Below are 24,301 nucleotides of genomic sequence, written 5' to 3'. Positions count from 1 at the left end.
TTATAAGGGCTTTATTTTGAGAATAATGTTTTAATTTTATTTCGTGTTACTAATAAAACCCCGCCTAATACAGATAACATACCTAAAGCCATATTGTTTGATTGCTCACTACCAGCGTTAGGAAGTTCTCTAGCATTGTTTTTCGCTGGAGCAGTAGTATTTTTATTGTCTGTTTGCGTTTGTTTCGATTGAGATACTTCATTAATTTTGTTATCTACATTTTGCTTCGTAGTATGTACCTCAGCTAATTTGTCCTCAATTTTTTTCTCAGTATGTTTAAAGTCGTTGATTTTAATATCTAAGTCTTGTTTTTTCTTTGTTAAATCGTCTGAAACAGTTTGTTTCGCTTGTTTTATTTCGTTAATTTTATTTAGTAAATCTTCTCTAGCTTTTTGTAATTCAGCTAGTTTGTTTTTTACATCTTGTTTAGCTAGTTCTAAGTTAGCGGAAAGACTATCTAAATTGCCTTTAATTTTCTTAAGTTCCTCTAACGTGTTACCAGTATTTGGCTTATTTTCTTTTAGCTCAGCAAGTTTGTCCTCAGCAGTTTGTTTCGCTTTCTTTAACTCAGCTAATTTTTCATCTACCTGTTTTTTAACTTCCTTAAGTTCATTAACCTTTTGATCGATGTTCTCTTTATGTTGCTTCATTTCATTCACTTTTTCATCGACAGTTTGTTTATGTTCTTTAATCTCATTCACTTTGTTATCGATATTTTGCTTATGTTCTTTTACTTCAGCAACTTTGTCTTCTACTTGTTTTTTATGCTCTTTTATTTCAGCGATTTTATCTTCGGCAATTTGCTTGTCTTGCTGAAGTTTTGCATCTAACTCTTCTTTACGTTGTTTCATTTCGTTAATTTTTTCATCAGCAACTTGTTTACGCTCATGTAGTTCATTAACCTTCGTATCAACATTTTCCTTAACTTGGTTAAGTTCATTCAACTTTTGATCCACGTTTTCTTTGTGTTGCTGCAATTTCGCGTCTAACTCTTGTCTATGTTGCTTAATTTCAGCTAATCGATCTCCCGTACTTTGCTGAGGAGTAGCATCAGTTACTTCCGCATGAGCAGAGTTTGCGCCAGCAATCATTGCTAAAGCTAGTGTAGACGCAGCAATTGTTTGTTTTGTTTTCATATTCTTGTACCTCTTTCCTATGAATGCACTCTATTGTGTAAAATTGAGCATATAAAAATAGATTATTACATCATTATATACCATGTACGATGTCTAGAGGAAGTATTTGCATAATAATCTATCATTATGTAATTCTCATAGTCTCCTATTTTGGAGTAGGGGATAAATCTTTAGCTAGGTGAACAATTTCTTCTATAGTAGGGTTTACATCCTTACTATTACGAATAACAAACAAATAATCAGCCTCGTTTTCTATAGGATCTACCACATCTTCGTGAAGTGATTCAGACTGTTGTCGATCGAGTACTTCTTTGAAACTAGAATAATCACCTCTAAAAATATTCGTACTTCGCGTGCTTCGAGCTACTCTTCCGTAAAGTACATCATCTGGAATATCAAAATGAACGAGTATGCGTATATATTCATTTTGTGGAAATAATTCGTTTAGTAAATATAACCTTCCGTTTTTACTGCGATTGGAGTTACTAATAATAAGGTGTAAACTCGTATGTTCTTTTGCATAATCAACAATGAATTTCGAAAGACCGTGTTTAAAGGTATTGGTGCCTTCAGTCGGCTGTAACTTTTCATAATGCGTGTTAATAAATTTTGCTTGGTTATCTTGATCCATAACGAAAGAGTGGGGTAACTCTTTTTCTAGTTCTTTAGCAAATGTAGTTTTTCCGCTGTGAGTCTTTCCTACCGTAATAATGACGAATCGTTTCATATCGGCCTCCATGTGTATTTTTATAATATGGAATGTTCGGTGTGAATCGACAATTTTCCTGCCAGAGAATATACAAAGTGTTAGTGGGTTAGAAAATTCACAAAAAAACTTATGTATCCAATCATTTCCCAATGTGAAAAAAGTGTGATGTGGTGTTGTCCTAACTGAAATGAACTAAAAAATATTCTGTTTTGAAAGGGAGCGGCGATGCTATCGCTATTGAAATATATTATGAAAATGCTCCTAGTGAAAAGTAAATTTAGAACAAATATAAATAATAAAAAGGTAGGAAGCATACACCTTTTCATAAGCTTTGTTGAATTAATTGGAAAATTCATGGGAAAGTGTTATGGTTTATTTGGGAGCTGCACATTTTTTATGTTCAGTAAAAAAGGGGGAGTAAAGTGGGAGCTAAAATTTTTAACGGCAGGCATATAGCTAATAGTAAGGATCAAGAATTTGTTGTTTTTATTATTGGTATGCGTATTAATAACCTATTAAAATTTTGGAAGTGGATACCAGTTTTTAATGCTATGGGACCTATGATTAAAGAATTGTATCAAAACCCACAATGGGGTTTCTTACATACAGAATTCTTCTTTAGTTGGAGAAAGGTGATCTTAATTCAATACTGGAAGGGATTCGATGAATTAGTAAACTATGCCCACGGAAAAAATCATTCAAATGCTTGGAAATCATACAATAATAAGATTAAAGATAATGGGAGTGTCGGTGTTTTTCACGAAACATATCAAATAGAAAAAGGTGCTTCTGAAGCAATCTATGTTAATATGCCAAAAACAGGTTTATCTAGAGCTACCGAACATATACCAGTATCTCAAGATACTAATACTGCTCAAAAAAGAATGGATAAATAATCGGAATAGTATATGTGTAATTTGATTTCTCTACTAGAGAATATACAAAGGATCGGAGTGATAGTGGGCTGAAAACTTGACAAAAAAACTTATTTATTCTATAATTTACCAATATAAAAATAACGTGTATAATAGGGTTCTCCTGGCCAGGGGAACCCTATTTTTGTTGTGAAAATGAAGGAGAGTGTATGTGCGTGAAAAAAGGTGAAGCAAGTGTAACGTCGTTAGTATCAGCTTTCAGCAGGGCATATCATAGTGAATTTGATCGTCCGAAAATATTTGATGATTATGTAGCTAAAGAGTTCATTTCACAAAAAGAACGTAACGATATTGAAACGAACATGATTCAAGGAATACATTTTTTCAATACAGACATTGCAGAGAGATTTCAAGACAATCCGAAAGAAATATTAAAATGGATTACACAAGTTCAATTATCACCAACACCTTTGGCCCGCGCGGCATATTGTGAAAGAGTATTACTACATGAAATTACATTAGGCGCAAAACAATACGTCGTACTCGGTGCGGGCTTAGACGCATTCAGTTTTAGACACAGAGAGTTAGAAAATAAAATAGAAATATTTGAAGTGGATCATCCTTCTACGCAAAAGTTTAAGAAGGAGAGAATAAAAGAAGCAGAGTATGAAATTCCAAGCAACCTTCATTTTGTTTCGATGGATTTCACTAAAGATTTCTCGAAGCAAGCATTAGTAAATGAAGGATTTGAAAACAAAAAGACTTTCTTTAGTCTATTAGGTGTTACGTACTATTTAACGAAAGAGGAGCTTTCTAGTTTAATAGAATACTTATTCGAGATGGTTCCAGAGGGGAGCTCTATCGTTTTCGATTATCCGGATGAAAACTTATTTACGGAAAAAGGATTGTCTAATCGAGTTGAAAATATGGTAAAAATGGCTGCAGTAGGCGGGGAACCGATGAAATCGTGTTTTTCTTATACCGAAATGGAAGCATTGTTAGAGAAGGCGGGTTTACTCATTTATGAGCATTTATCACCAGAGGACATAAATACATTATATTTTGAAGGACGAAATGATTATTTGAAAGCTTTTGAGACGGTACATTATGTACATGCGGTAAAGAAGTAGAGATTTATTATTGTGAATTTTCAGGGGAAACAATTGGGATTTCTTAAGAAAGAAGAAATTTTGTCCTTTTATTGTACAAATGAATCAGTTTACTTTAATAGGTAGATTAAAATACAATATGATTAGTATTGGATTTCTTAATAAGGGGGTTTTTAAATGACGCCAGAACAAATTGTTAGAGAATTTTTTGATGAGGTACGTTCGGGGAATAATCCTGATTATTCAAATCAATTAATGGCAGAAAAAGTATTGGCACATCAAATTGTATCTGAAGAAGAACAAACAGTTTGTAGAACACCTGAAGATTATGCTGAACATGTAAGAGAGATGATTGAAGTATACGGTAATTTTTCTTTAGAAATTCAAGAATTTTTAGTACAAGAAAGTAAAGTATATGTACGTTGGAAACAAGTAGGTATGCATGTAGGAGAAATCGATGGATATGAACCTACAGGACTTCCAATCATTCAAATAGCAAGTGCAGTGTATAGAGTAGAAGATGGGAAAATTGCAGAGTATTGGATTCAAATTGATAGGTTAGGAGTTCAAAACCAATTAGAGCGCAATAAAAATATCCAGTAGTTAACTTTTAAAGCTATAAATAGGCATGGAGAGAAATCTCTGTGTCTTTTTTTATGAAAAATAAGAGAGTGAGTTGGTGTAAGTGAAAGGTTATTGGAAGGGGAATTCGCTGGTTTAAAGAATATGTAGTATGAATGTAAAAGTCAAGTAGCAATGGTAAAGGAGAACGTAATGTACACAATTGGACAAGTTGCTAAATTTTTAGATGTATCTAGAGATACTTTGAAGTTTTATGAGGAAAAAGGTTTGGTCAAGCCGAAGCAAAATATTGAGAATGGATATAGAAAATATAATCATTTTGATATATATGATATAACAACGGTCAATTTCTATAGGGAAATGGATATCGAAATAAAAAAAATTCAGGAATTAAGAAAAAGTAAGAGTATAGAGGGAATAAAATCATTGTTCGAAGAGAAAGAACAAGAAGTTTTAGAGGCGATAGAATATAAAAAACTTCTTTTAAAAAAGCTTCAAATTCTAAAAGAAGATTGCGAAAAAATAAAGCAATTCTTAGGGGAATACGTAGTAAAAGACATGAAGCCTTTAGAAGTAAACGGAGAAATAGAGCATTTTACTGCGTATGATGAATTTGAATCTTTGAAAAAGAATACGGATAGTTTAAAAAAAGCAGTTACTTTAACATCTTTACGAAGAGTTATAAATTTCAACGAAGAAGGTATTATAGAAGATAAATTTATAATTGTAAGAAAGGTAGAGGACTTTGATAAAGATTTAGAAGGTGAAATTCTATCGCATCCAAAATGTATTTATACAGTTATTGAAGATGGAAGGTGGGCAACTGGTGGGGAAAGTATCGACCATAATGTGGAATCCAGTTTAAGAAAAGCAGCGATAGAACAAGGGCATGAACTTTTGGGGCTAGTGTATATAAATATATTACTTACCACATATGAAGATGAACTTGAGCGTATATTTTTAGAAATTTATGCACCTGTAAAATAGTGTAGACATGTATTGACCTGTGAGTAACCCCCAGGTTTAAGCTGAAAGTATCCGTAAGTATAAATACTATTATATTTACGAAATACTTAGTTTGAAATGGGGATTGTGCATGAATAGGGAAAAGGAACTAAAAAAACCAATAGCGAGTTTTATTGTACTAACCAATATCATTTTTCTGCCACTTTTTTTGCTTGTAGGAGCTATAAGTATGCTAGGATTTCCAGCATGGGTTTTTGATGTAATGTTTTGTATATCGTCTTGGTCTTCAACTTTTGCTTTTGCCGTACTATTCAAAAAAATCTATCCAGGGCAGAGCTTTATACAATTTGTAAAAGACAAGTTCAAAAATAAACTTAAAGTTTCTGTAATACTTATTGTGAGTGTGATTCAAACTTTCATATTTTTAATGATTTTATTTGTCGAGTCTACAAATAGTGAAGCAGGCTCTATTTTTACTGTCACTTCATGGGAAATGCTAATCTATTTCTTTGTTAAAAACTTTCTTGCGGGGCCATTGGGAGAAGAACTAGGCTGGAGAGGCTTTGCACAAATTGAACTTCAAAAGAAGTATTCACCATTAAAAGCTTCGCTAATTATTGGTTTTTGGTGGGGAATGTGGCACCTACCAATTTGGTTTACTACAGGATTTGTAGGAGTTGATTTATTCAAATATATATTATTTTTTATGATTTCTATCATATCCATTAAAATTGTCATGACTGCATTTTATAACTTAAATCAAAATTTAATCATTCCAATCATTATCCATCAATTTTTTAATTTCTTTATTGGCATCATAAATGGAAACTTAATTGATCTAATCATGTATAACGCGATTTTTTATTTAGTAGTTGCAGTTGTTTTAATTGTTGTGAACCCAAAGAGAGTTCTGTATGGAGCGAAAGATATAGATAGCAGGAATGGAAAGTATTAAGTACATTGCTATTGGAAGGCGGGGAATGATGAAAAATTATATAGGGGTAGCCGCTGCCATAAGTATCTTTATCTTTTCAATTGTTTTTCTATATTTTAATCCGTATAGCGATCAAGTACTTGATAAGGAAGTATATATCACTGTATTTTTCATGTTCTTACTTCCTCCTTTTCTAGCAGTAATTGCGGCAGTGGCAAGGAAAAAGGCTTTTATGGTCGTTTGCTGCATTTGGATGTTGCCAGGAACTCTTTATTTAGATGTAACGGCGATACCTAGTTGATGGAATACATACGTTATACTTTTCATAATGTTTAGCTATTGTTTGGACGGAGAGGAGAAATGCTTAAAGAAAGTAGTTCTCTTTTTTTATTCATGTATTGAAATGGTAGTGAAGGGACGAAGGTGTAATGAAGCAGAAACTATCGGAATTAGCAGATGTATTAGTCAATCATTCTACGAAAGTGCAGCCTGGTGATCAAGTATTGATCCAAAGTGTTACAGAAATAGATCCCGCAGTCGTTCGTGAAATTATTAAGTCTGTAGAAAAAGCGGGTGGGTGTGCGCATGTATCAATGCGCGACGTTTCTGTTACAAGGCAATTAATTTTATCTGGATCTGAAGAACAGTTTAAGTTGTTAGCAGATTGGGAGTGTTATCGATTAAGTAAAATGCAGGTGTATATTAATCTCCGTAGCCCTAGAAATGCATATGAATTAGCAGATGTACCAGCAGAAAAAATGAAGTTATATCAAAAGATATTTGGAAAAGCTCATAGTGAAGCTGTGTATAAAACGAGATGGGTGACAACTCGCATTCCAAATGCGGCTTCTGCGCAAGAAGCAAATATGAGCACGGAGGCTTATGAAAAATTCTACTATGATGTATGTACGCTAGATTACAACAATATGTCAAAAGAAATGGAGCCATTAAAAGAATTAATGGAAAGGACAAAACGAGTGAGGATTATTGGAGAAGGAACAGATTTGGAGTTTTCAATTGAAGGAATAGGCGTTTTAAAGGGAGATGGTACGGATAATATCCCTGATGGCGAAATATATACAGCACCTGTCAAAGATTCTGTAAATGGAGTAATAACATGTAACACAGTATCCGTTCAACAAGGTTATGCGTTTCAAAATATAAAGTTACATGTGAAACAAGGGAAAATAATAGAGGCATATGCAAATGATACAGAGCGAATAAATCAAATTTTGGATACGGATGAGGGAGCAAGATATATAGGGGAATTTGCACTAGCGTTTAATCCCTACATATTACACCCGATGAATAATACGTTATTTGATGAAAAAATAAATGGTAGTTATCATATAGCAATTGGAGATTCGTTACAAGGTGCAGACAACGGAATTAAGTCAGCGATACATTGGGACTTAGTAAATATTCAAAGACCAGAGTATGGCGGTGGTGAAATTTGGTTTGATGATGTATTGATAAGAAAAGATGGGCGGTTTATTTTACAAGAGTTATTCGGATTAAATGAAGAACATTTGAAGGGATAAAGTATTTTATTGAATTTATGTAAAGTAGATTAAAACACAACGTATCCAACTAAGTAATTTATCGTATAACTTTACATTAGGTTAACATGAATAGATTAGTATAACAATTAGTACTAATTGTTATACTAGACGTGTAAAAAAGACAAAATCTCTTAAAAAACACTTAATTTTTTACCCAATCTACCTTTACAATCGCTCTCTATAATGTGAATTGGACAAGCATCTAAGAGAAAGCAGAACATGTCAGTTTGTACATTCTATTATTAGGGGGAGAATTTGTATGAAAAAGGCAGTTGCTTCGTTAGCTGTTATGGCGGCATTATTACCGACATTTTCAGTACATGCGGAAGGGAAAGAGCAAGCCCGAAAATCAGCTACAACTTTTAACGTTATTAGTGATATTCAAGGGGATTTAGGGGATTTTGATCACGTATTAAAAGATATGAACAAAGTGACGCCACTTTCTAGAGCACTTATTATGAATGGAGATATAACGCCAACTGGGCAGCAGTCGCAATATGATGATGTGAAGCGTGTGTTAAATACAAATAAACATCCAGAGAATGTATGGTCAACTGTTGGGAATCATGAGTTTTATGCTGGTAAATGGACAGCTGATGGGAAGTTATCTCAAAGTACATGGCCAAACGGTGTAGCAGAAGAAACATTATTTAATCGATATTTGAAATTTAGCGGACAAGAAAAGGTGTACCATAAAAAAGAGTTAGATGGTTATCCGCTTTTATTTTTAGGAACGGAAAAATATATGAAATACCACGATTCAAAAATGTGGGATGAAGTATTTATGAGTGATGAACAATTAGGTTGGTTAAAACAAAATTTAGAAGAGTACAGTCAAAAAGATAAAAATAAGCCAATCTTCATTTTTTCTCATCACGTGTTACCTGATACAGTATCTGGATCAAGACAATCACCGTATTTAAATGACTATTTAAACGTGGATAAATTGTACGATATATTAAAAGACTATCCGCAAGTTGTTTTCTTCACGAGTCATACGCATTGGGATTTAAACTTACCAGACTGGGCTGGTAAAAAGAAAATTGCAGGCGGAGATAAAAAAGGCTTTACTGTTGTAAATACGGGTGGTATTGAAACAGGCTGGATGTCAGCTGGACCAAATGGCGGAGAGAAGACTGCTCCAGATGGATATTCATTTAAACAAGGGTTACAAGTGAAAGCATATGGTAACGATGTAATGGTAACAGCTTACGATTATAAACGTGATAAGGATATAAAGAAGCTATTCATTAGTGATGCGAAAGTCGCACAAATGGCACCAGATGTAACAGCTGATGATAGTAAAAATGTAATTGTCGGTGCAACAGAGTATATGGAGTACAATGTAGAAGGAACGAATGAGTGGCACACATACAGTAAAGGGAACCCTCCAAAATTTGATGGGAACAAAACTGTATACGTACGTCATAAAGGCGAAATGAATTTAGAACCAGGATTAACGCAGCTTCTTCGATTTTCGGAAAATAAGTGATTGGAGAGGGCCCACTTTTTTATGAGTGGGTCTTTTTGTGTTGTCGTTTTTTGTCGGTAAGTCGATATGTTATGTCGAATCGCTGATATATTTCAAGTTATGAACGATATATTTGAAAAATCGCCGATATATTTCAAGTTATGAACGATATATTTGAAAAATCGCTGATATAAATTTCATGTACCATATTGAGATCCGAAGTGTCGTATAATTCCATTCACCAAAACCGAATTCCAATACATTTTTACCCCAGAAAGATGACTTCATCATTTTTACATGTAATAATAGTATCGTTACATACATTGTGAAAGAAGTACAAAAGGAGCGTTATTCATGAATTTAGCTAAATTCCCGAGAAAAAAATATACAGAGTCATATACACCAATTGAAAAATTAAACAATTTTTCTGAGGCACTTGGTGGGCCGACTATTTATTTTAAACGAGATGATTTACTTGGTTTAACAGCAGGCGGTAATAAGACGAGAAAGTTAGAGTTTCTAGTTGCGGATGCACAGGCAAAAGGTGCGGATACGTTAATTACAGCTGGTGGCATTCAGTCCAATCATTGCCGTCTAACACTGGCAGCGGCGGTAAAAGAAAAAATGAAATGTATTCTTGTATTAGAAGAAGGGCTTGAGCCAGAAGAGAAGCGAGACTTTAACGGAAACTATTTCTTATATCATTTACTAGGTGCTGAAAATGTAATTGTTGTACCAAACGGAGCAGATCTTATGGAAGAGATGCATAAAGTCGCGAAAGAAGTTAGTGAAAAAGGTAATACACCATATGTAATACCAGTTGGTGGATCAAATCCTACTGGTGCAATGGGATACGTTGCTTGTGCGCAAGAAATAATGACGCAATCATTCGATCAAGGAATTGATTTCAGCTCAGTCGTTTGTGTAAGTGGTAGCGCTGGTATGCACGCTGGTTTAATTACTGGTTTTGCTGGAACGCAAAGTAACATTCCTGTAATTGGAATCAACGTAAGTAGAGGAAAAGCCGAACAAGAAGAGAAAGTAGCAAAACTTGTAGAGGAAACGGCAGCTCACGTTGGTATTCCGAACTTTATCTCACGCGAAGCTGTTACATGCTTTGATGAATATGTAGGACCAGGTTACGCGTTACCAACGCCGGAAATGGTGGAAGCAGTTCAATTACTTGCGAAAACTGAAGGTATTTTACTGGATCCAGTGTATACAGGTAAAGCGGTAGCGGGACTAATCGACTTAATTAAAAAAGGTACATTTAATAAAGAAGACAACATTTTATTCGTACATTCAGGTGGTTCACCAGCGTTATATGCGAATACATCTTTATTTGCATAAGAGTAAAAAGCATTGGGTATCCAATGCTTTTTGTTATATACTGGAATTATTAGAAGGTGAGAGGAGGGTATATATGAGTTCAAGTTTAAAATGGATTATATACACGGTGCTCAGTATTTCTATTTTACTAATTTCATTTGTGTCTTATGGGATTTATTTGTATTTCACTTAAGTGAAATGGTAACCAAACCAAAGGAAAAATAAAATGATCACTGTGTTAAATAGAGTAAAACATAAACCGATAATGGCTAAAATTTTCTTCTCAGCTCGGCTACAAAAAGAGACGACTGCTAATATGATTGCTATAACAGCAGAAGCTAATATGAAATAGGCGAAAGGCACAACATATTCTACTCCAGCTCTGTCTAAAATAGGTGAGAAGAGAAAGAGATTTATAGTAACGAATATACTTACAATGAGAAACGTATAACTTTTCCAAGTGTATGTTTGTAACTGCATGGAACGAGACACTCCTTTCTCTTTATTATTTATATTTTTAAGTTTAAATTAATTACCTTTATTTTACAAATTGAAATATTTTGTATTGAAAAGAGGATATTAATATGAAATTTAGAAATTTGTCTCTAGTTATTATCACCATATGTATACTCATAATAATCGGTTGTTCAAATAAACTAGGAAATGAAGATCAAACAATCAAAGTGCAAAAACATGTGGATGATAAATATGAAGATTTGAAGGTAGTTACAGATAATAAGCAAGTTCAGCAAGTAAAGAAAATATTAAATGATACTGCTTTTGAAAATAAAAAAGTCGAAATGTCTCGTCCAGCTGATTATCACTTTATTTTTCAATTTAAAAATCCGAAAATAGAGGCAAAAGCTGTGTTGTATCAAATTTGGGTAAGCCCTAATAAGGATAAAGTAGAAATTAAGGCGGAGGATAATCGGTACGCTCAATTAGAAGGGAAACATGTAGCCGCTTTGTTTCGGATTGTTACAGGGGAGAAGTTAGCCGAATAAGTATATATGGTTATAGGAATTCCGTTCGTATTTTTCATTTTGGGAGATACTTAGTTTTCAATAAACATAGCTATTTCTTTATATTGGAATAAACATTGAGAATCGGATAAAATGGACATTGGACATTGATTTGATGAGAATGAGGTTCTACGCGTATAAGCGGATTAAGGTATACATTAATCCGCCAATGAATAATAATACTAGGAAATATATTGTTTTTACAAAGATTCGATGTTATGTTTAATTTTCTCGATATAATATTTCCCTTATATAGGAGTGGCTATTTGAAGAAATTAATAGTATTAGTTTTATTGGCTACATGCTGTCTCACTATTGCAGGATGTTCTAATAATAGGATTACACCAAAGGATGAATATAAAAATCCAACACCTATAAAGATTAAGCGTGTCAACAAAGCGTGGTATAAACATATATAATAGTTTTAAAGAAACTTGAAATTGTTGATGATAAAGATCATAAGGTGAAATTAGTTAGGCCGATAGTAGAGGTTGTGAAACCTGGTGAAAAGCAGGAAGCACGGTTCGCATTTAAATTAATAAAATATGCGGCATTAAAATATTCACAAAAAAGAGTCTACATGTAGGTCATTTTTTGTGGATATTTTTCATAAATAAAAGATATTCTATGCTGCCTGTCTCTAACTTGGACCTTCTAAAAATTATTTTACTAGGTTAAGATGTTTATAAAGTTTCATCCTTCAAAATGCGATGGGTTCCATAATAACTCGATTGATATGGTCCTTTTTCGCGTTATTTACCATCTTTATATATCTTTCTATTAAAAAATCTAACTTTAATAGATTAAATGAGATAAAATTTGGTTAAAACAATGAAATTTCAGGAAAAATAAGGTACACTATTCAATGGTTTTGGTTTAAAATCAATTGACGTTTATGTATACGGGGGAAAGATTGATGAATAACAATATAGTAAATGAATCTGTTGAAGAAGTTGAGAAAAAACGGGTAAGAACAAGAAAACGTTTTACAAATTGGAAGCTAATCGCAGCGGGTGGCGGTGTAATTGCACTTCTCATTGGGGGAGTGAGTTATTATCAGGCAACTCATTTCAATTCAAACGTTACGATTAACGATACAAAAGTCGGTGGTTTGAGCGCTGATCAGGCAATACAGAAATTAAAAACATCTGGACTAGCTAACAAAGTCTATATTGATCAACAACAAATTTTAGATGAACAAGATACAAAAACAGAATTGACGGAAAAAGATATGCCACAAGTTAAGAAATTATTAAAAAGCCAGTGGACATTTTTCCCTTCCGCAAAGGAAAAAGATTATTCATTGCTACCGAAAGAAGCGGATCAGTATCGCAATGAAACGATGAAAAAGCTTGTAGAAGAAAAGCTCGTTTCTATGAATGAAAAATTAAAAGCGCCTCAAGATGCTATGGCGAAGCTCGAACAAGGAAAAGTTGTTATTTCGAAGAGCGTTGATGGGAAACAATATGACGTTACGAATCTACTAAAAGATTACGACAAGCAGAAGCATAAAAGTGAAATTCATTTGAAGTCTGCATACATACAGCCTATTAAAGAAGACGATCCAATTATTAAAAAAGAAGAGAAAGCATTACAAAATCTTCTTACGCAGTCTGTTGATTATAAAGTACAAGGTGAAGTGTATTCATTAAAAGCAAAAGATTTAATTCAAAATGCGTCTATGTCAAAGGATATGAAAGTGACAATCGATGCGAGCGATATTCAGAAGAAGGTTGCTGAAATTAATAAGGCTAAATCTACATTACATAAAGACTTCGCTTTTAAAACACATTCTGGTTCAGTTATATCAGTAAAAGGTCAAGGTTACGGCTGGGCACTAGATGTGGAAAAAGAAACAAAACAAGTGCAAGAAGCTTTCGAGAAAGGTGAAAAATCGCTTTCTGCTTCTAATATTCACGGGAATGGTTGGAAGAAAGAAGGGATCGGCTATGAAACAACAGCGAATAATGGCATCGGGGACACGTATGCCGAAGTTTCCATTGCGGATCAACAAATTTGGATTTATAAAGATGGAAAATTAGTTGTCACAACAAATGTAGTAACGGGTAAACATAGCACGGCTGAAGATACATCACCAGGTGTGTGGTACGTTCTATATAAACGAACACCATACACACTAAGAGGAAGCGCAGTAGGGAAAGCTGATTATGCGGTTAAAGTAGATTACTGGGTTCCATTCACAAATAGCGGCCAAGGATTCCATGATGCCGGCTGGCGAAAAGACTGGGGAAATAATGCTTACTTAACAGGAGGATCAGGCGGGTGTGTAAATCTTCTGCCTAACGTTGCGAAAACTGTGTATGATAGTTTGAACACATATGATCCAGTTATTGTGTACTAGAAAATAGTTATGTATTAAAAACTTATACGAATAAACAAAGCAGGAAATTTTACCTGATGGTCCATGAAAAAACACCTCTTGAATTCGCATACTAAGTGCGCACATTCAATGGAGGTGTTTTTTGTTTGAAGCTGATAAGGAAGAAAACGGAAATAGATCGAGATGAAATAAAGCGGATAGTCAAATCGTCACATTATGGAGACAATTAGAATTAAAAAAGTCCACAAAATTGACAATGAATATCATTTTCACTTAATATAGAATCGTCGCATTTAATTAGACATGTATTTTTTGTTAATATAATAGATTTCTATTAAGGTGCTCCATTTATGAATTTAAACGTAGGGAAGGGTAATAGAAAATGAACTGGAAAAAAGGCGGATTATGGGTTATTATTTTTTTCGTTGTAAAAGGCACGATTTCTACACTTTTAATCGTTACAGGTGCTAAATATTTTGATTTGTCATTTATGCAACTTATCGTATTAATCCTGACTTTATTAGTGATTTCTCTAATAAGTCGAAAATTACTTTATAGACATAAACAAAACAAAAAGCAAAAAGAGCTAAATATATAATGAAGCCCCAGAAACCTTTGGATTTCTGGGGTTTTATTTCGGTATTTTTCCCGTATGCATATGAACTTAACAGAACAAAATGCAGCGATTACTTTTATATAAAGATGGAAGAATCTTTACTGTGGAGCTACAAACATTCATACATTATGCTTGTTTTTCAATTGGTAGTTTAAAAGTAAACGTACTGCCTTCTCCTAATTTACTTTCAACCGTAATTTCTCCTCCGTGTAGTTCGACAATCCATTTTACCATCGACAATCCTAAACCTGTATTTCCGGTGCTTGAAGATGTTCGTGCTGCGTCAACTCGATAGAAGCGGTCCCATATTTTCGTAATATGTTGCTTGCTGATGCCTATGCCATTATCAGAGACTTTACCAATTATGTTGGTTTCATCACGGAACAGTTGCATATGCACAGTGCCGTTCGCTTTGCTATAAGCAATCGCATTCGTTAGTAAATTCATTAATAAACGCATCATCAATGTTTGATCTGCTTTTATAAACAGGTTTTCCTCTATATGAGTTGTTATATCAATCGATGCTTCTTGAACCATTAATGAAAGCTCTTCTACAACGATTTCCGTTAATTCACTCATATTGATACATTCAAATTGAAAAGTATTCTGGTTTCCTTGGTCAGCTCTTGCTAATAATAAGAGTTGTGAGATTAGCGCGGACATTTTACGTGATTGCTTTAAAATGACTTGTAACGATTCTTCCATTTCTTTCGGATTATGCCTCTGTGATAAAGCGTATTCGCATTGCGAAATAATAACAGATGTTGGTGTTCTTAATTCATGAGATGCGTCAGATGTAAATTGTTTTTCACTTTCAAATGATGTCTCCAATCGCTCAAACATTTTGTCAAAGGTTTGTGCTAAATGATACATTTCGTCTTTCGGTGAACCTTGTAAATGAATTCTCTTCGAAAGGTCTTTACCATCACTGATTTTACTGGCTGAATCACTCATTTGTTGCACAGGTCGAAACGCTCTTTGCGTAATAAAATATCCTCCTACTGCGGCAATGAGAATAAGTAATGGAAATGAGATGAGTGTTATGACAATAAGCGTATTCATCGTTGATGATAATTGGTTCATAGTCATTATTCCACGAATCCAGACTTGCTCATCGCCGCCTGCATTATGGAGAAAATCATATACAATCCATTCTTTATTACCGTCTTTAATGGTTTGTATTTCATCGGATTTAAGCGTGATCTTTTTATTAAAGCTTGTTGGACTATTTCCTGCCAGCAGCTCACCTTGTTTATTATAAATGCTGATATTTACTCCATCTTCTAAGGTTTCAAAATCATCGTCCATCTTTAATTGTCCATGCTTATATTCGATATCTTCCATGCTTTCTTTTACGGTGCTCTTTAATTGATTTTTCATATTAAAAAGCAAAACTTGATCTGAAGAAGTTAAAATAAAAGCTAACACGAGTGCCATAATAATTACAATTAGCCCTGTATACCACAGGGTTACTCTCATTTTGATTGATAGTCTTCTCATGATTCTACTCGCAATACGTAACCAGTTCCTCGTACTGTATGAATTAACTTCGTTTCAAACTGGCTATCAATTTTTTTACGAAGATAGCGGACGTAAACATCAATAATATTCGAGCCACCTTCATAGTCGTAATTCCACACATGTTGCTCAATTTTATCTCGTGTTAACACAACTTCTTTATTACGAATCATATATTCTAAAATAGCAAATTCTTTACTGGAAAGAGTGATAACTTGGTCTCCTCGTGTTACTTTATGCATATTGCAATCTACCACTAGGTCCGCAATTTCAAACACATTAGATGTATTCCCTGTTTTTCTTCGCATTAACACTCGAATTCTTGCTAACAGTTCGTCAAAAGCAAACGGCTTTACTAAATAATCGTCCGCACCTAAGTCGAGTCCTGTTACGCGATCATCAATTGTATCTTTAGCTGTAAGAAGCAAGACAGGAGTTGTATGATTGTCTGCACGTAATTTTTGTAATACTTGTAAACCATTTATTCCGGGAATCATAATGTCAAGCACAATCAAATCGTAGGTAGCCATGTTTATATAATCCAAGGCATCTTCTCCATTCCCACATGCATCGACACTATAATGTTCTGCATTTAATCGTTTTACCAATATATTTTGTAAGTCTTGTTCGTCTTCGACAATAAGAACTCGCATTAACATTCTCCTTTTTTCCTTATTTATATGTATCACTATAATTCCAAAACATTAAAGAAAGATTAGAAACGATTTAATTATATCATTTTATCCAGCATTAACAGGCAGTAAGACTCCTCCCTCAAAATTCGGCGAATGCGGGGGAGGTAAGGGGAGTCGGGCTATCTGTAAAAGTCTTCACTTTATCCCGCTTTAATGGGCAGTAAGACCCCCATCTCAAAATTCAGCGAAAGCAAAGAATTTAGGTGGGGGATCAACTGCCCATAAAAGTCCGATTGGTTCAACTAATAATCAGTGGGGGATGAAGAAAACCCCCACTGATTAAAGTTTCACTTTATTTTTTTGTACATTAATCTTCCTTTAATGTTTGTTGTGTAATATAAAGGCAAGGATAAGGTGCACATGTAAAGGGAGGAAAACAGAATGAGACAGTCGATGTTGATTGGAGCAATGTCTTGTTTATTCTTAACAGCTTGTTCTACTCAAGCTGATAAAAATACAGAAGTACAACAACTGAAAGTGGAAAATGATACATTGCAAAAAGAAAGTTCTCAACTACAACAAGAACCACACAAAACAGGTCCTGCTACAAATGATACGAAACAAATACAAGATTTCAAAAACGAAGTCACATCTATCGTTGAAAAGGCAAATAACACGAAAACAGTTGGAGCAAAAGAAGAAAACTTAAATACGTACTTAGCAGCAAAAAAAGAAATTGATCAATTGGATGACAAGATAGATCTATCTGATAATCAGCTAGAAGCAGATTATCATGCTGGAACGATAACGATTGAACAATATAAAGCGCAAGAAAGAGAACACGATATACTGGAAGATCAATTAGAGCAAGCAGAAAATGCGCTTGAAGCAAGATTTGGAATAGATGATTAATCATGAAGGAGTGGATGAAAATGTTAAAACATAAAAAGAAAATAATGATAAGTGTAATTGCTATGTTAGTAAGTGGTATTGCGATTGTTGGTGGATATTATGGTATGGGTTACAATTATGCAAAAAAGAATGAAAACTACACAGAGAAACAAGTTCGTGAAATTTCTTTAGCGCATACAAAGGGAGAAATTATTAACGTGAAAAAAGAATTCGAATTAGAAGATGACAACTTAACACAATCTACATTTGAATATGAAGTGGAAATCAAGACACCTGATAATCTGTTAAATAGTTTAAAAGTTAGTGCTAGAACAGGTACAATAGAAATCGATAAAGAAGATTGAGAAAATATCGACAAATAAATATTACGTATTTGAAAAAATCAAATAAGCTGCCCATATGGACAGCTTATTTACACAATTTTTGTTATCGGTAGCGAAGAAAAAGACGGTTCCCTAATTTCACAAGGGAATCGTCTTTTTTTGTTCTATGGATCTATGCATTTTTTATATTCTTATCCTAGTGCGGTTTTAGGGTTCTTGTCTGTTATTGGATTAACCGAAAAACTGTATGAAATCTTGTATACTCTTAGCGTAATTTTTTCCGGAATTCTGGCGGTACCCCATCGCTATCAAGCTAAGCTTATGCAAAGTCAATTTTAGGTGAGATTGTTTCTTTTTTCTAAAGGGCAAGTGTAGGTGATTGAAAGATTTGCATGCGAAATAAACCTTAACGGGTTTCACTTTTTTGAATTAAGCGGCTTGATTATCAGACAGGGTACAATTGTAAACGACACCTAATATATCAAAGGCCGTTTTTTTCTCATATCGATGAGACTTTCGCCCATTTTGCTGTTGTTTTGTTAATCGATGAGCAATTACACGAGCTGGAACTTTATCAATCATACCTACATAAGCATCAGCTATTTCACATGTTTGTCCTGGTTGAAGAGATTTCATTAACGTCTCCATATCTATCTGTATATACTATGTACCTTTCTTAATTCTTCTATCTTGAAAATAATTAGGGTTAGGATTTTTTGCAGTAAAATCAATGTTAGTAGAACTTTTTTAATCAAAATTTTTTGTAAATTAACATAAATACTTGCAATATTCTAATTAGTACTATATAGTTCTAGTTATGACAAAGGTAAAATTAATGAATCAAAAACGTGTGATTGAAGTAGCTGCAACATTATTTTTAGAAAAAGGGTTTGCTTATACAAGTATGGATGAATTAGTACGTGTAAGCAAAGTTTCAAAGTCTAATGTGTATTATCACTTTTCTAATAAGGAAGTATTATTAGAAGGGGTCGTTGATTATTGGATTGAAATGTATCAATCTGCAATTGATGACGTGCTTTCTCAGAACCAATTTTTAGTTGAAGATCGTATCCAACTGTTTTTAAAGCAATTATCACAAGGAGTTCAGTCGAGAGAGTATAAGGGGGGCTGTCCATTTATTACTCTTTATATTCAAAGTCCTACACAGGCCACGCAAATAAAAGAAAAAATAGGTCTTTTTTTTACAGGATTACAAGAGAAAGTTTCTCTATTACTTAAACAAGGGGTAGAGAATGGAGAATTCAGAAATACGATTAATATTGATGAGGTTGCATCCCTTTTTATTACAAATCTTGAAGGAGCGTTATTTATTTCAGAAACATTGAAAGATGCAACTGTAATCACGAAAACAGCAGATCATTTTTTAAAATTGCTTCGATAAAAGAAGCATTTTTTTTACATTAGATTAGTACTGTATAGTACTAAAAAGGAGATCTTATATGAGAACAGTATTTTTAACTGGTGGAACAGGCTTTATTGGAAAGCAATTAGTGAAACAATTAGCCAAAGAGGATGTTAAAATTCTTCTTTTAGTGAGGTCGAAAAGTAAAGCAATACGCCTTTTTCAAGAAAGAGGCATCTTAAAAAAGTCAGTTATGCACTTTATTGAAGGTGATTTGACGAAAATAGATTTAGGTCTAAGTGCTGAAGATAAGGAGAGAGTATTGAAAACGGATGTGATTATTCACGCAGGAGGTCCCATGGATATTCAAGCGACAAGTAAAGAGGCATCTTCCGTATTTGTAAATGGCGCAAAACATATTAGTGAATTAGCTAAAAGTATTCATCAATTGAAGGGCTTGCAACAATTTATTCATGTTGTAGGTTATATGAGTCCCTTTGATGATAAAAATAGTAAGATTGCAATTGATGTGTTTCAAGAAGGAAACAATTATTTGAAAATAAAAAATCCATATGAGAGAACAAAATTTTTAGCAGATCTCTATATCCGTCAGCAGGCATCAGCAGTAGGTTATCCGCTTTCTGTAATTAATCCGCCAACTGTAGTCGGTAGTAGTAAAACAGGGAGTACAGAGCAGATAGCAGGATTAGGTTTGCTTGTGATGAGTATGCGAAGAGGGCTCATGCCAGTGATTCCTGGAGGTAAGGGATATAGGTTACCACTTATTTCAAACGATGAGCTTGCGAAGTTTATTGTGCAGGTTTTCAGATTGGAGCAACCGACTATTCAAACATATACACTTGTTGAAGACAAACAGCACGATCAGAACATTGCTGAATTATTAAGTATTATGTCGGAAAGTATGAATATGAGGGCACCAAAAATCTCTGTTCCAATGCCATTTATGAAAGCAATTATGAATAGTGGAGGAAGTAAAATAACAAAAATCCCTTCTGATGGACTGAATTTTATTACAAAACAAAAATTTTCAAATGTTTCAGCGAAAAAAATTATGGGAGGAGATTGGTTTAAGAAGACGAGTGTAATGAAATTTTTCCCTGCCGTAGTAGCTGATCTGGATTATCGAATGATGTATCAAAATGGCCGGCATAATCATGTATTTAAACGAACATTATGCGATAACACTACCCTTTACCAATTACAAGGAAAGGGTAAACCGTTTATTTTATTACATGGTTTATTGAGTGGTGGAGAGGATTTATTTCCTTTAGCACAAGAGCTTCATGAAAAAACTGGTCAACCTGTATGGATTTTGGATCTTCCAGGTTTGGGACGTTCTCCTTTTAAACGAGAGAAAAATCTTCTAGATATCTATTTGAATGTAGTGAAAAAGTTATTGGAGAAAGCTACGGATGGTGCACATCTAATTGGCCATTCATTCGGTGCGTTTATTCTTCTAGAAGCATTGGTACAAGAGTACATAGATAAGAAGTATGCAATCACTTTACTTCAGCCACCTGTTGCTAAAAAAAATGCTAAATCGCTAAATGTTCCTCAATTTATGAACAAATGGACATTAAAATTGGCAACTACTAATTTAATAGAGCGATATTTATTAAGTAATGGTTTGTTTGAAAGTATGGAGAGTATCCCTGAACATTATATTGAAAAAATAAGTAACAGTTTTACTTCTCCTAGAATTTTAAATACTACGGTTCAGCTTAACAGTTTATTACTGAAAAACGATCAAGATGATTTCAATGAACTAACAAAGTATAATCTTCACATTATTTGGGGGGAGTATGACAGAGGCTATTCTGCTCCATCGCATCTTGGTAAGGTTGATTTTGTTCCATATGGCCATCATTTTCCTCTTAGCCATCCGAGTGAAACGGCAACATTAGTAATAAAAAATAGTAATACTAGCAGATGAGGGTGTGGGATAAATAAAAAGTGTGTAGCAAGATTGTTGTGTCTTTGAAATAAAATTGTACTGTATGGGGTCCCAACCCTATGCCCATCAAGTTAAAAGTTCATACCACCCCCAGAACGTTTTGTATAGCACCGAGGTTCATCCTGTTTTACCGATTCAGATGAAAAGCTAAGCTATACTTATGCGATGAACAAACATATATGTAGCATGGCTAATAAACGAAGAGAACTTGCACTAATAAAAGCTCTTATACGGTTGTCTCTGAAAAAATGAAAATACGTAAATGGTGGGGGGAATTGTTTTTTATAAGGTTTTTAGTAATGAATAGTGAAATAAATAGTAAGTATTCAACAGTTAAAATAAAACAAGTCATCTTTTCATTTTAAGAAAAAAGATGACTTGTTTTATGATAAAATTCACTTAGTGTATATTTTCGTTAAAATGTGGGTGTACCCCTTTTAGCAAAACCGGAGTGGAAATGATGAGTATAAACAGTTTTGTGGGATTGATAAAGGATGAATTATTAACAGAGGTAAGCATTAGAAGTGAGGATGAATTCGAGCCTGTAGTAGTTAAAGATATTCCTAGACTTTGGAAGTGTTTAGGAATAGGTAATTATGCTGCAGTATTCATGCATAAAGAATACAAAGATTGGGTAGTGAAAGTTTACGCACGAGAAGGAGAAGGAATTGAAAAAGAGTCAGAAGTATACCGAAGAATCGGAGACCATCCTTCTTATTCGAAGCTTATATATAAAGGAGAAAATTTCATAGTATTGAAACGTTTAAAAGAAATTACCTTATACGATGCTATTCATAAGGGGATTAAAATTCCTAAGCAGGTAATCTTTGATATTAATGAAGCATTAGAGTATGCAAGGGAACAAGGGTTAACTCCTTGTGACGTTCACGGGAAAAATGTGATGATGGAAAACGGAAGAGGATATGTAGTGGATGTATCTGATTTCTTAAAAACAAAAGAAGATAGTAAGTGGAGAGACCTAGAAAAGGCATATTTTATATTTTATTTGCCTTTCATTTATAACTTTCCTTTTCCTATTAAAATACCGTATTTTATGTTAAACATTGTTAGACATTCGTATAGAAAATATAAGAAGTTTAAAAAGAAATTCAAATGACTCAATCATCGCATCTTTTGAATGCCCTTAAAGTGCTACACGTAAGCAAAATAATTAACCAACCTATGCAAGAAAGTTAGGCTAGTTAATCGCATATGTTTTATTGAAAGGGTGTGATTGACTATGGAACGGCCGAATTGGGGAATTGGAGGTTTAGTATTCGTTGGCTGCATGTTTCTTGGCGGAGGAGTGGGGTCTATGTTAGGTAATGCCCAAACTGGATGGTTAATAGGTATGGGCGTTGGATTTCTTGGGATGGCTTTAACGAGACTGATCAGAAAGTAATATAAGGGGATTCTTCTTGGGGTAAATAAGGAAATATGTATGTAAGTAATTCATGGTATAAGAGCTCTATAAATTATAGTTAGAAAATTCTCTTGTCTAATTTTCTCCATACATAGATATGATTCTCAAGTTGGAGGATGGCACCTTAGGGGTGTCTTTTTTATGTTCCCTAAAAATGCCTTACCATATAATAGATTTCGTTAGATTCCGATAATCTATTTTGTAATAGAATAGATTCATTACCGTTTCAGACCTAAGTATTCATTCATAACCTAATAGTAAAAAGGGGGATGATTCAAGGTATGGCGTGTAATGATGAATTAATTTGTCAACAGTTTGCAAGGATTATCGGTGGCCAAGAAGGATTCGCCGGTGGAAAATGCGTGGCAACAATAAATCGGGATGAAATACAAGCAACTATTTTAGGAAAACGTTTTAGAGTAACAAGTTCCTTCTCATTCGAATCACGAGATAATAAAACTGGACGGGCATTATGCCTAGGCCGGGTAGCGCTATTGCAAAAAGAAGTCAACGGATTTGTTGCTACAATTATTAAACAAGGAATAATCGTTTCGTCTATACACAATGAGTGGTTATGTGATGATCCAAATTTAATTTACGTTAATATCGAAGACGTTGATGATCCGCTAAGTTTCGCAAGGAAAGTTAGAAGAGCGTTATGCAATTAACCAATTTATTTAGTTAAATGAGTATGTTGGTTAGAATATTTCAGATTGTTGAATGGTTTTATAAAGTGAAAGAAGACGTTCCATATTTGGAATGTCTTTTCTTGATGTTTTTATAATTTGAAAAACGAGGAAACGAACTTGAAGGGAGTATGTTTGAGAAGATTAAAAGGAAATGGTTTTTAATTCTTGGCTATGGACCTATCCTCCCGTTCTAATTAACTAAAAGAAGAACTTCCCCATACCCATTAGACTACTAAGCATTCCAATTCCATTCATGGTGCCTTTTCCTAATGTAAGTAAGTTTCCAAACATTCCTGGCTGACCGTTATTCCCCCATCCCATAGGACTTACCTGTCCTCCCCATCCTGGAGGGTTTCCAAAAATACCCCAGTTATTATTGGTATTAAAATTAAAAGCTTTGGCTGGTGGCGATAGTAAAGCGGCAAGATGACCTTGTGCGAACATCCCTGTATGATTGAATGGTTGGGCCCAGGGTAAGGGAGGTTTTTGGAAATTATCTGCATGGCCTTGTAATGGAGCCCAATTAGCGGGAGGTCCTTGGGGCATCAACCCTGCATAATGGATTGGCTGACCTAGAGAGAAGGGAGGGGGCTGGGGATTGAAACCCGTATAATTAGCTGGTGAATCCCAACCAAATGGATAAACTCGATAACTCCAATTCTCAGGAACCTTCAAATCATTCATTCCCTCAGCTTTAGCTATTTGGGGCTGTAAATATAATGATGACATTGCAATTTGGTTATTATATTGCTCACCGTTGCCCTCTGAATTCAAATACCAACATTGGTGCATAAGCTTATTCCCCTCACTT

Annotated in this window: 25 protein-coding genes and 1 pseudogene; 19 read left to right on the top strand and 7 right to left on the bottom strand. The window is 34.2% G+C overall.

Going from position 1 to position 24,301, the window contains the following annotated elements; genetic code table 11:
• Positions 1 to 11: 11 nt before the first annotated feature.
• Together VF726_RS17680 and VF726_RS17675 are read right to left on the bottom strand one after the other, a co-directional pair.
• Positions 12 to 1,136 (bottom strand): LPXTG cell wall anchor domain-containing protein, encoded by a 1,125-nt coding sequence (locus VF726_RS17680; RefSeq protein ID WP_440170651.1) that lies wholly within the window; start codon positions 1,134 to 1,136, stop codon positions 12 to 14.
• Positions 1,137 to 1,281: 145 nt separating this feature from the next.
• Positions 1,282 to 1,863, bottom strand: coding sequence for an ATP-binding protein (locus VF726_RS17675; protein ID WP_440170648.1), 582 nt, complete (start codon positions 1,861 to 1,863; stop codon positions 1,282 to 1,284).
• A gap of 404 nt (positions 1,864 to 2,267) precedes the next feature.
• Here VF726_RS17675 and VF726_RS17670 point away from each other — a divergent pair, with 404 nt between their 5' ends.
• From VF726_RS17670 to VF726_RS17630, 9 genes are all read left to right on the top strand, one after another.
• The gene (locus VF726_RS17670; RefSeq protein WP_440170645.1) at positions 2,268 to 2,741 is read left to right on the top strand and encodes a DUF4188 domain-containing protein; all 474 of its coding nucleotides are present in this window, start codon (positions 2,268 to 2,270) and stop codon (positions 2,739 to 2,741) included.
• Positions 2,742 to 2,935: 194 nt separating this feature from the next.
• Positions 2,936 to 3,850 carry a class I SAM-dependent methyltransferase gene (locus VF726_RS17665; RefSeq protein ID WP_440170643.1) on the top strand — a complete coding sequence of 305 codons (915 nt, stop codon included), beginning with the start codon at positions 2,936 to 2,938 and terminating at the stop codon, positions 3,848 to 3,850.
• A gap of 156 nt (positions 3,851 to 4,006) precedes the next feature.
• Complete coding sequence (locus VF726_RS17660; RefSeq protein WP_440170641.1) at positions 4,007 to 4,432, top strand: ester cyclase; 426 nt, start codon at positions 4,007 to 4,009, stop codon at positions 4,430 to 4,432.
• Positions 4,433 to 4,603: 171 nt separating this feature from the next.
• Entirely contained in the window at positions 4,604 to 5,398 is a 795-nt protein-coding gene (locus tag VF726_RS17655; protein ID WP_440170638.1) for a MerR family transcriptional regulator, read from the top strand.
• 109 nt (positions 5,399 to 5,507) lie between these two features.
• Complete coding sequence (locus tag VF726_RS17650; protein WP_440170636.1) at positions 5,508 to 6,332, top strand: lysostaphin resistance A-like protein; 825 nt, start codon at positions 5,508 to 5,510, stop codon at positions 6,330 to 6,332.
• Between the two features lie 28 nt (positions 6,333 to 6,360).
• Positions 6,361 to 6,612 carry a hypothetical protein gene (locus tag VF726_RS17645; protein ID WP_440170634.1) on the top strand — a complete coding sequence of 84 codons (252 nt, stop codon included), beginning with the start codon at positions 6,361 to 6,363 and terminating at the stop codon, positions 6,610 to 6,612.
• Between the two features lie 127 nt (positions 6,613 to 6,739).
• A complete protein-coding gene (locus VF726_RS17640; RefSeq protein WP_440170632.1) occupies positions 6,740 to 7,852 on the top strand; it encodes an aminopeptidase in 1,113 nt (370 codons plus the stop codon).
• A gap of 280 nt (positions 7,853 to 8,132) precedes the next feature.
• Positions 8,133 to 9,365 carry a DUF4073 domain-containing protein gene (locus tag VF726_RS17635; RefSeq protein ID WP_440170629.1) on the top strand — a complete coding sequence of 411 codons (1,233 nt, stop codon included), beginning with the start codon at positions 8,133 to 8,135 and terminating at the stop codon, positions 9,363 to 9,365.
• Positions 9,366 to 9,698: 333 nt separating this feature from the next.
• Entirely contained in the window at positions 9,699 to 10,694 is a 996-nt protein-coding gene (locus tag VF726_RS17630; RefSeq protein ID WP_440170627.1) for a D-cysteine desulfhydrase, read from the top strand.
• A gap of 168 nt (positions 10,695 to 10,862) precedes the next feature.
• Here the strand turns inward: VF726_RS17630 and VF726_RS17625 are convergent, their stop codons facing one another.
• Complete coding sequence (locus tag VF726_RS17625; RefSeq protein WP_440170625.1) at positions 10,863 to 11,153, bottom strand: hypothetical protein; 291 nt, start codon at positions 11,151 to 11,153, stop codon at positions 10,863 to 10,865.
• 104 nt (positions 11,154 to 11,257) lie between these two features.
• Here VF726_RS17625 and VF726_RS17620 point away from each other — a divergent pair, with 104 nt between their 5' ends.
• The 3 genes from VF726_RS17620 (at position 11,258) to VF726_RS17610 (ending at position 14,634) form a co-directional block, all read left to right on the top strand.
• On the top strand, positions 11,258 to 11,677 hold the full coding sequence (locus VF726_RS17620; protein WP_440170623.1) for a hypothetical protein: 420 nt from the start codon (positions 11,258 to 11,260) through the stop codon (positions 11,675 to 11,677).
• A gap of 934 nt (positions 11,678 to 12,611) precedes the next feature.
• Positions 12,612 to 14,057, top strand: coding sequence for a L,D-transpeptidase family protein (locus VF726_RS17615; protein ID WP_440170622.1), 1,446 nt, complete (start codon positions 12,612 to 12,614; stop codon positions 14,055 to 14,057).
• A gap of 361 nt (positions 14,058 to 14,418) precedes the next feature.
• Entirely contained in the window at positions 14,419 to 14,634 is a 216-nt protein-coding gene (locus VF726_RS17610) for a hypothetical protein (RefSeq protein WP_044793101.1), read from the top strand.
• A gap of 144 nt (positions 14,635 to 14,778) precedes the next feature.
• Here VF726_RS17610 and VF726_RS17605 read toward each other — a convergent pair whose 3' ends face one another.
• Positions 14,779 to 16,152: a sensor histidine kinase gene (locus tag VF726_RS17605; RefSeq protein ID WP_440170619.1), complete on the bottom strand. Its 1,374-nt coding sequence runs from the start codon at positions 16,150 to 16,152 to the stop codon at positions 14,779 to 14,781.
• Entirely contained in the window at positions 16,149 to 16,823 is a 675-nt protein-coding gene (locus VF726_RS17600; RefSeq protein ID WP_440170617.1) for a response regulator transcription factor, read from the bottom strand. The genes VF726_RS17605 and VF726_RS17600 overlap by 4 nt, the downstream gene beginning before the upstream one ends.
• 423 nt (positions 16,824 to 17,246) lie before the next feature.
• Here VF726_RS17600 and VF726_RS17595 point away from each other — a divergent pair, with 423 nt between their 5' ends.
• Positions 17,247 to 17,717 carry a hypothetical protein gene (locus VF726_RS17595; RefSeq protein ID WP_440170615.1) on the top strand — a complete coding sequence of 157 codons (471 nt, stop codon included), beginning with the start codon at positions 17,247 to 17,249 and terminating at the stop codon, positions 17,715 to 17,717.
• A gap of 20 nt (positions 17,718 to 17,737) precedes the next feature.
• Positions 17,738 to 18,061: a PepSY domain-containing protein gene (locus tag VF726_RS17590; protein ID WP_440170613.1), complete on the top strand. Its 324-nt coding sequence runs from the start codon at positions 17,738 to 17,740 to the stop codon at positions 18,059 to 18,061.
• 408 nt (positions 18,062 to 18,469) lie between these two features.
• On the opposite strand, the pseudogene VF726_RS17585 reads toward VF726_RS17590, so the two are convergent.
• Positions 18,470 to 18,760: pseudogene (locus tag VF726_RS17585) on the bottom strand (hypothetical protein); the annotation flags it as partial.
• A 115-nt stretch (positions 18,761 to 18,875) separates the two neighbouring features.
• On the opposite strand from VF726_RS17585, the gene VF726_RS17580 reads away from it, so the two are divergent.
• The 5 genes from VF726_RS17580 to VF726_RS17560 all read left to right on the top strand — a co-directional run bounded on the left by VF726_RS17580 (position 18,876) and on the right by VF726_RS17560 (position 23,469).
• The gene (locus VF726_RS17580; protein ID WP_142286549.1) at positions 18,876 to 19,442 is read left to right on the top strand and encodes a TetR/AcrR family transcriptional regulator; all 567 of its coding nucleotides are present in this window, start codon (positions 18,876 to 18,878) and stop codon (positions 19,440 to 19,442) included.
• A gap of 58 nt (positions 19,443 to 19,500) precedes the next feature.
• Positions 19,501 to 21,357 carry an alpha/beta fold hydrolase gene (locus VF726_RS17575; protein WP_440170611.1) on the top strand — a complete coding sequence of 619 codons (1,857 nt, stop codon included), beginning with the start codon at positions 19,501 to 19,503 and terminating at the stop codon, positions 21,355 to 21,357.
• Between the two features lie 481 nt (positions 21,358 to 21,838).
• Positions 21,839 to 22,495, top strand: a complete 657-nt coding sequence (locus tag VF726_RS17570; protein WP_440171411.1) for a serine/threonine protein kinase — start codon at positions 21,839 to 21,841, stop codon at positions 22,493 to 22,495.
• A 123-nt stretch (positions 22,496 to 22,618) separates the two neighbouring features.
• Positions 22,619 to 22,780: a hypothetical protein gene (locus VF726_RS17565; protein ID WP_033691926.1), complete on the top strand. Its 162-nt coding sequence runs from the start codon at positions 22,619 to 22,621 to the stop codon at positions 22,778 to 22,780.
• A gap of 302 nt (positions 22,781 to 23,082) precedes the next feature.
• Positions 23,083 to 23,469 carry a DUF1259 domain-containing protein gene (locus tag VF726_RS17560; protein WP_144535834.1) on the top strand — a complete coding sequence of 129 codons (387 nt, stop codon included), beginning with the start codon at positions 23,083 to 23,085 and terminating at the stop codon, positions 23,467 to 23,469.
• A 219-nt stretch (positions 23,470 to 23,688) separates the two neighbouring features.
• On the opposite strand, the gene VF726_RS17555 is transcribed toward VF726_RS17560, so the two are convergent.
• On the bottom strand, positions 23,689 to 24,282 hold the full coding sequence (locus VF726_RS17555; RefSeq protein ID WP_440170608.1) for a hypothetical protein: 594 nt from the start codon (positions 24,280 to 24,282) through the stop codon (positions 23,689 to 23,691).
• Between the last annotated feature and the right edge of the window lie 19 nt (positions 24,283 to 24,301).

The sequence above is a fragment of the Bacillus sp. Brlt_9 genome (genome assembly GCF_051948935.1).
Taxonomy (GTDB): domain Bacteria; phylum Bacillota; class Bacilli; order Bacillales; family Bacillaceae_G; genus Bacillus_A.
The sequence above is the reverse complement of the archived record's forward strand: the minus strand, read 5'-3'. Positions and strand labels throughout refer to the sequence as shown.

Coding starts and splice junctions, on each gene's coding strand:
- VF726_RS17680 (WP_440170651.1), bottom strand. CDS start 1,136: ATGAAAACAAAACAAACAATTGCTGCGTCTACACTAGCTTTAGCAATG.
- VF726_RS17675 (WP_440170648.1), bottom strand. CDS start 1,863: ATGAAACGATTCGTCATTATTACGGTAGGAAAGACTCACAGCGGAAAA.
- VF726_RS17660 (WP_440170641.1), top strand. CDS start 4,007: ATGACGCCAGAACAAATTGTTAGAGAATTTTTTGATGAGGTACGTTCG.
- VF726_RS17655 (WP_440170638.1), top strand. CDS start 4,604: ATGTACACAATTGGACAAGTTGCTAAATTTTTAGATGTATCTAGAGAT.
- VF726_RS17650 (WP_440170636.1), top strand. CDS start 5,508: ATGAATAGGGAAAAGGAACTAAAAAAACCAATAGCGAGTTTTATTGTA.
- VF726_RS17645 (WP_440170634.1), top strand. CDS start 6,361: ATGAAAAATTATATAGGGGTAGCCGCTGCCATAAGTATCTTTATCTTT.
- VF726_RS17640 (WP_440170632.1), top strand. CDS start 6,740: ATGAAGCAGAAACTATCGGAATTAGCAGATGTATTAGTCAATCATTCT.
- VF726_RS17635 (WP_440170629.1), top strand. CDS start 8,133: ATGAAAAAGGCAGTTGCTTCGTTAGCTGTTATGGCGGCATTATTACCG.
- VF726_RS17630 (WP_440170627.1), top strand. CDS start 9,699: ATGAATTTAGCTAAATTCCCGAGAAAAAAATATACAGAGTCATATACA.
- VF726_RS17625 (WP_440170625.1), bottom strand. CDS start 11,153: ATGCAGTTACAAACATACACTTGGAAAAGTTATACGTTTCTCATTGTA.
- VF726_RS17620 (WP_440170623.1), top strand. CDS start 11,258: ATGAAATTTAGAAATTTGTCTCTAGTTATTATCACCATATGTATACTC.
- VF726_RS17615 (WP_440170622.1), top strand. CDS start 12,612: ATGAATAACAATATAGTAAATGAATCTGTTGAAGAAGTTGAGAAAAAA.
- VF726_RS17610 (WP_044793101.1), top strand. CDS start 14,419: ATGAACTGGAAAAAAGGCGGATTATGGGTTATTATTTTTTTCGTTGTA.
- VF726_RS17605 (WP_440170619.1), bottom strand. CDS start 16,152: ATGAGAAGACTATCAATCAAAATGAGAGTAACCCTGTGGTATACAGGG.
- VF726_RS17600 (WP_440170617.1), bottom strand. CDS start 16,823: ATGCGAGTTCTTATTGTCGAAGACGAACAAGACTTACAAAATATATTG.
- VF726_RS17595 (WP_440170615.1), top strand. CDS start 17,247: ATGAGACAGTCGATGTTGATTGGAGCAATGTCTTGTTTATTCTTAACA.
- VF726_RS17590 (WP_440170613.1), top strand. CDS start 17,738: ATGTTAAAACATAAAAAGAAAATAATGATAAGTGTAATTGCTATGTTA.
- VF726_RS17580 (WP_142286549.1), top strand. CDS start 18,876: ATGAATCAAAAACGTGTGATTGAAGTAGCTGCAACATTATTTTTAGAA.
- VF726_RS17575 (WP_440170611.1), top strand. CDS start 19,501: ATGAGAACAGTATTTTTAACTGGTGGAACAGGCTTTATTGGAAAGCAA.
- VF726_RS17570 (WP_440171411.1), top strand. CDS start 21,839: ATGAGTATAAACAGTTTTGTGGGATTGATAAAGGATGAATTATTAACA.
- VF726_RS17565 (WP_033691926.1), top strand. CDS start 22,619: ATGGAACGGCCGAATTGGGGAATTGGAGGTTTAGTATTCGTTGGCTGC.
- VF726_RS17560 (WP_144535834.1), top strand. CDS start 23,083: ATGGCGTGTAATGATGAATTAATTTGTCAACAGTTTGCAAGGATTATC.
- VF726_RS17555 (WP_440170608.1), bottom strand. CDS start 24,282: ATGCACCAATGTTGGTATTTGAATTCAGAGGGCAACGGTGAGCAATAT.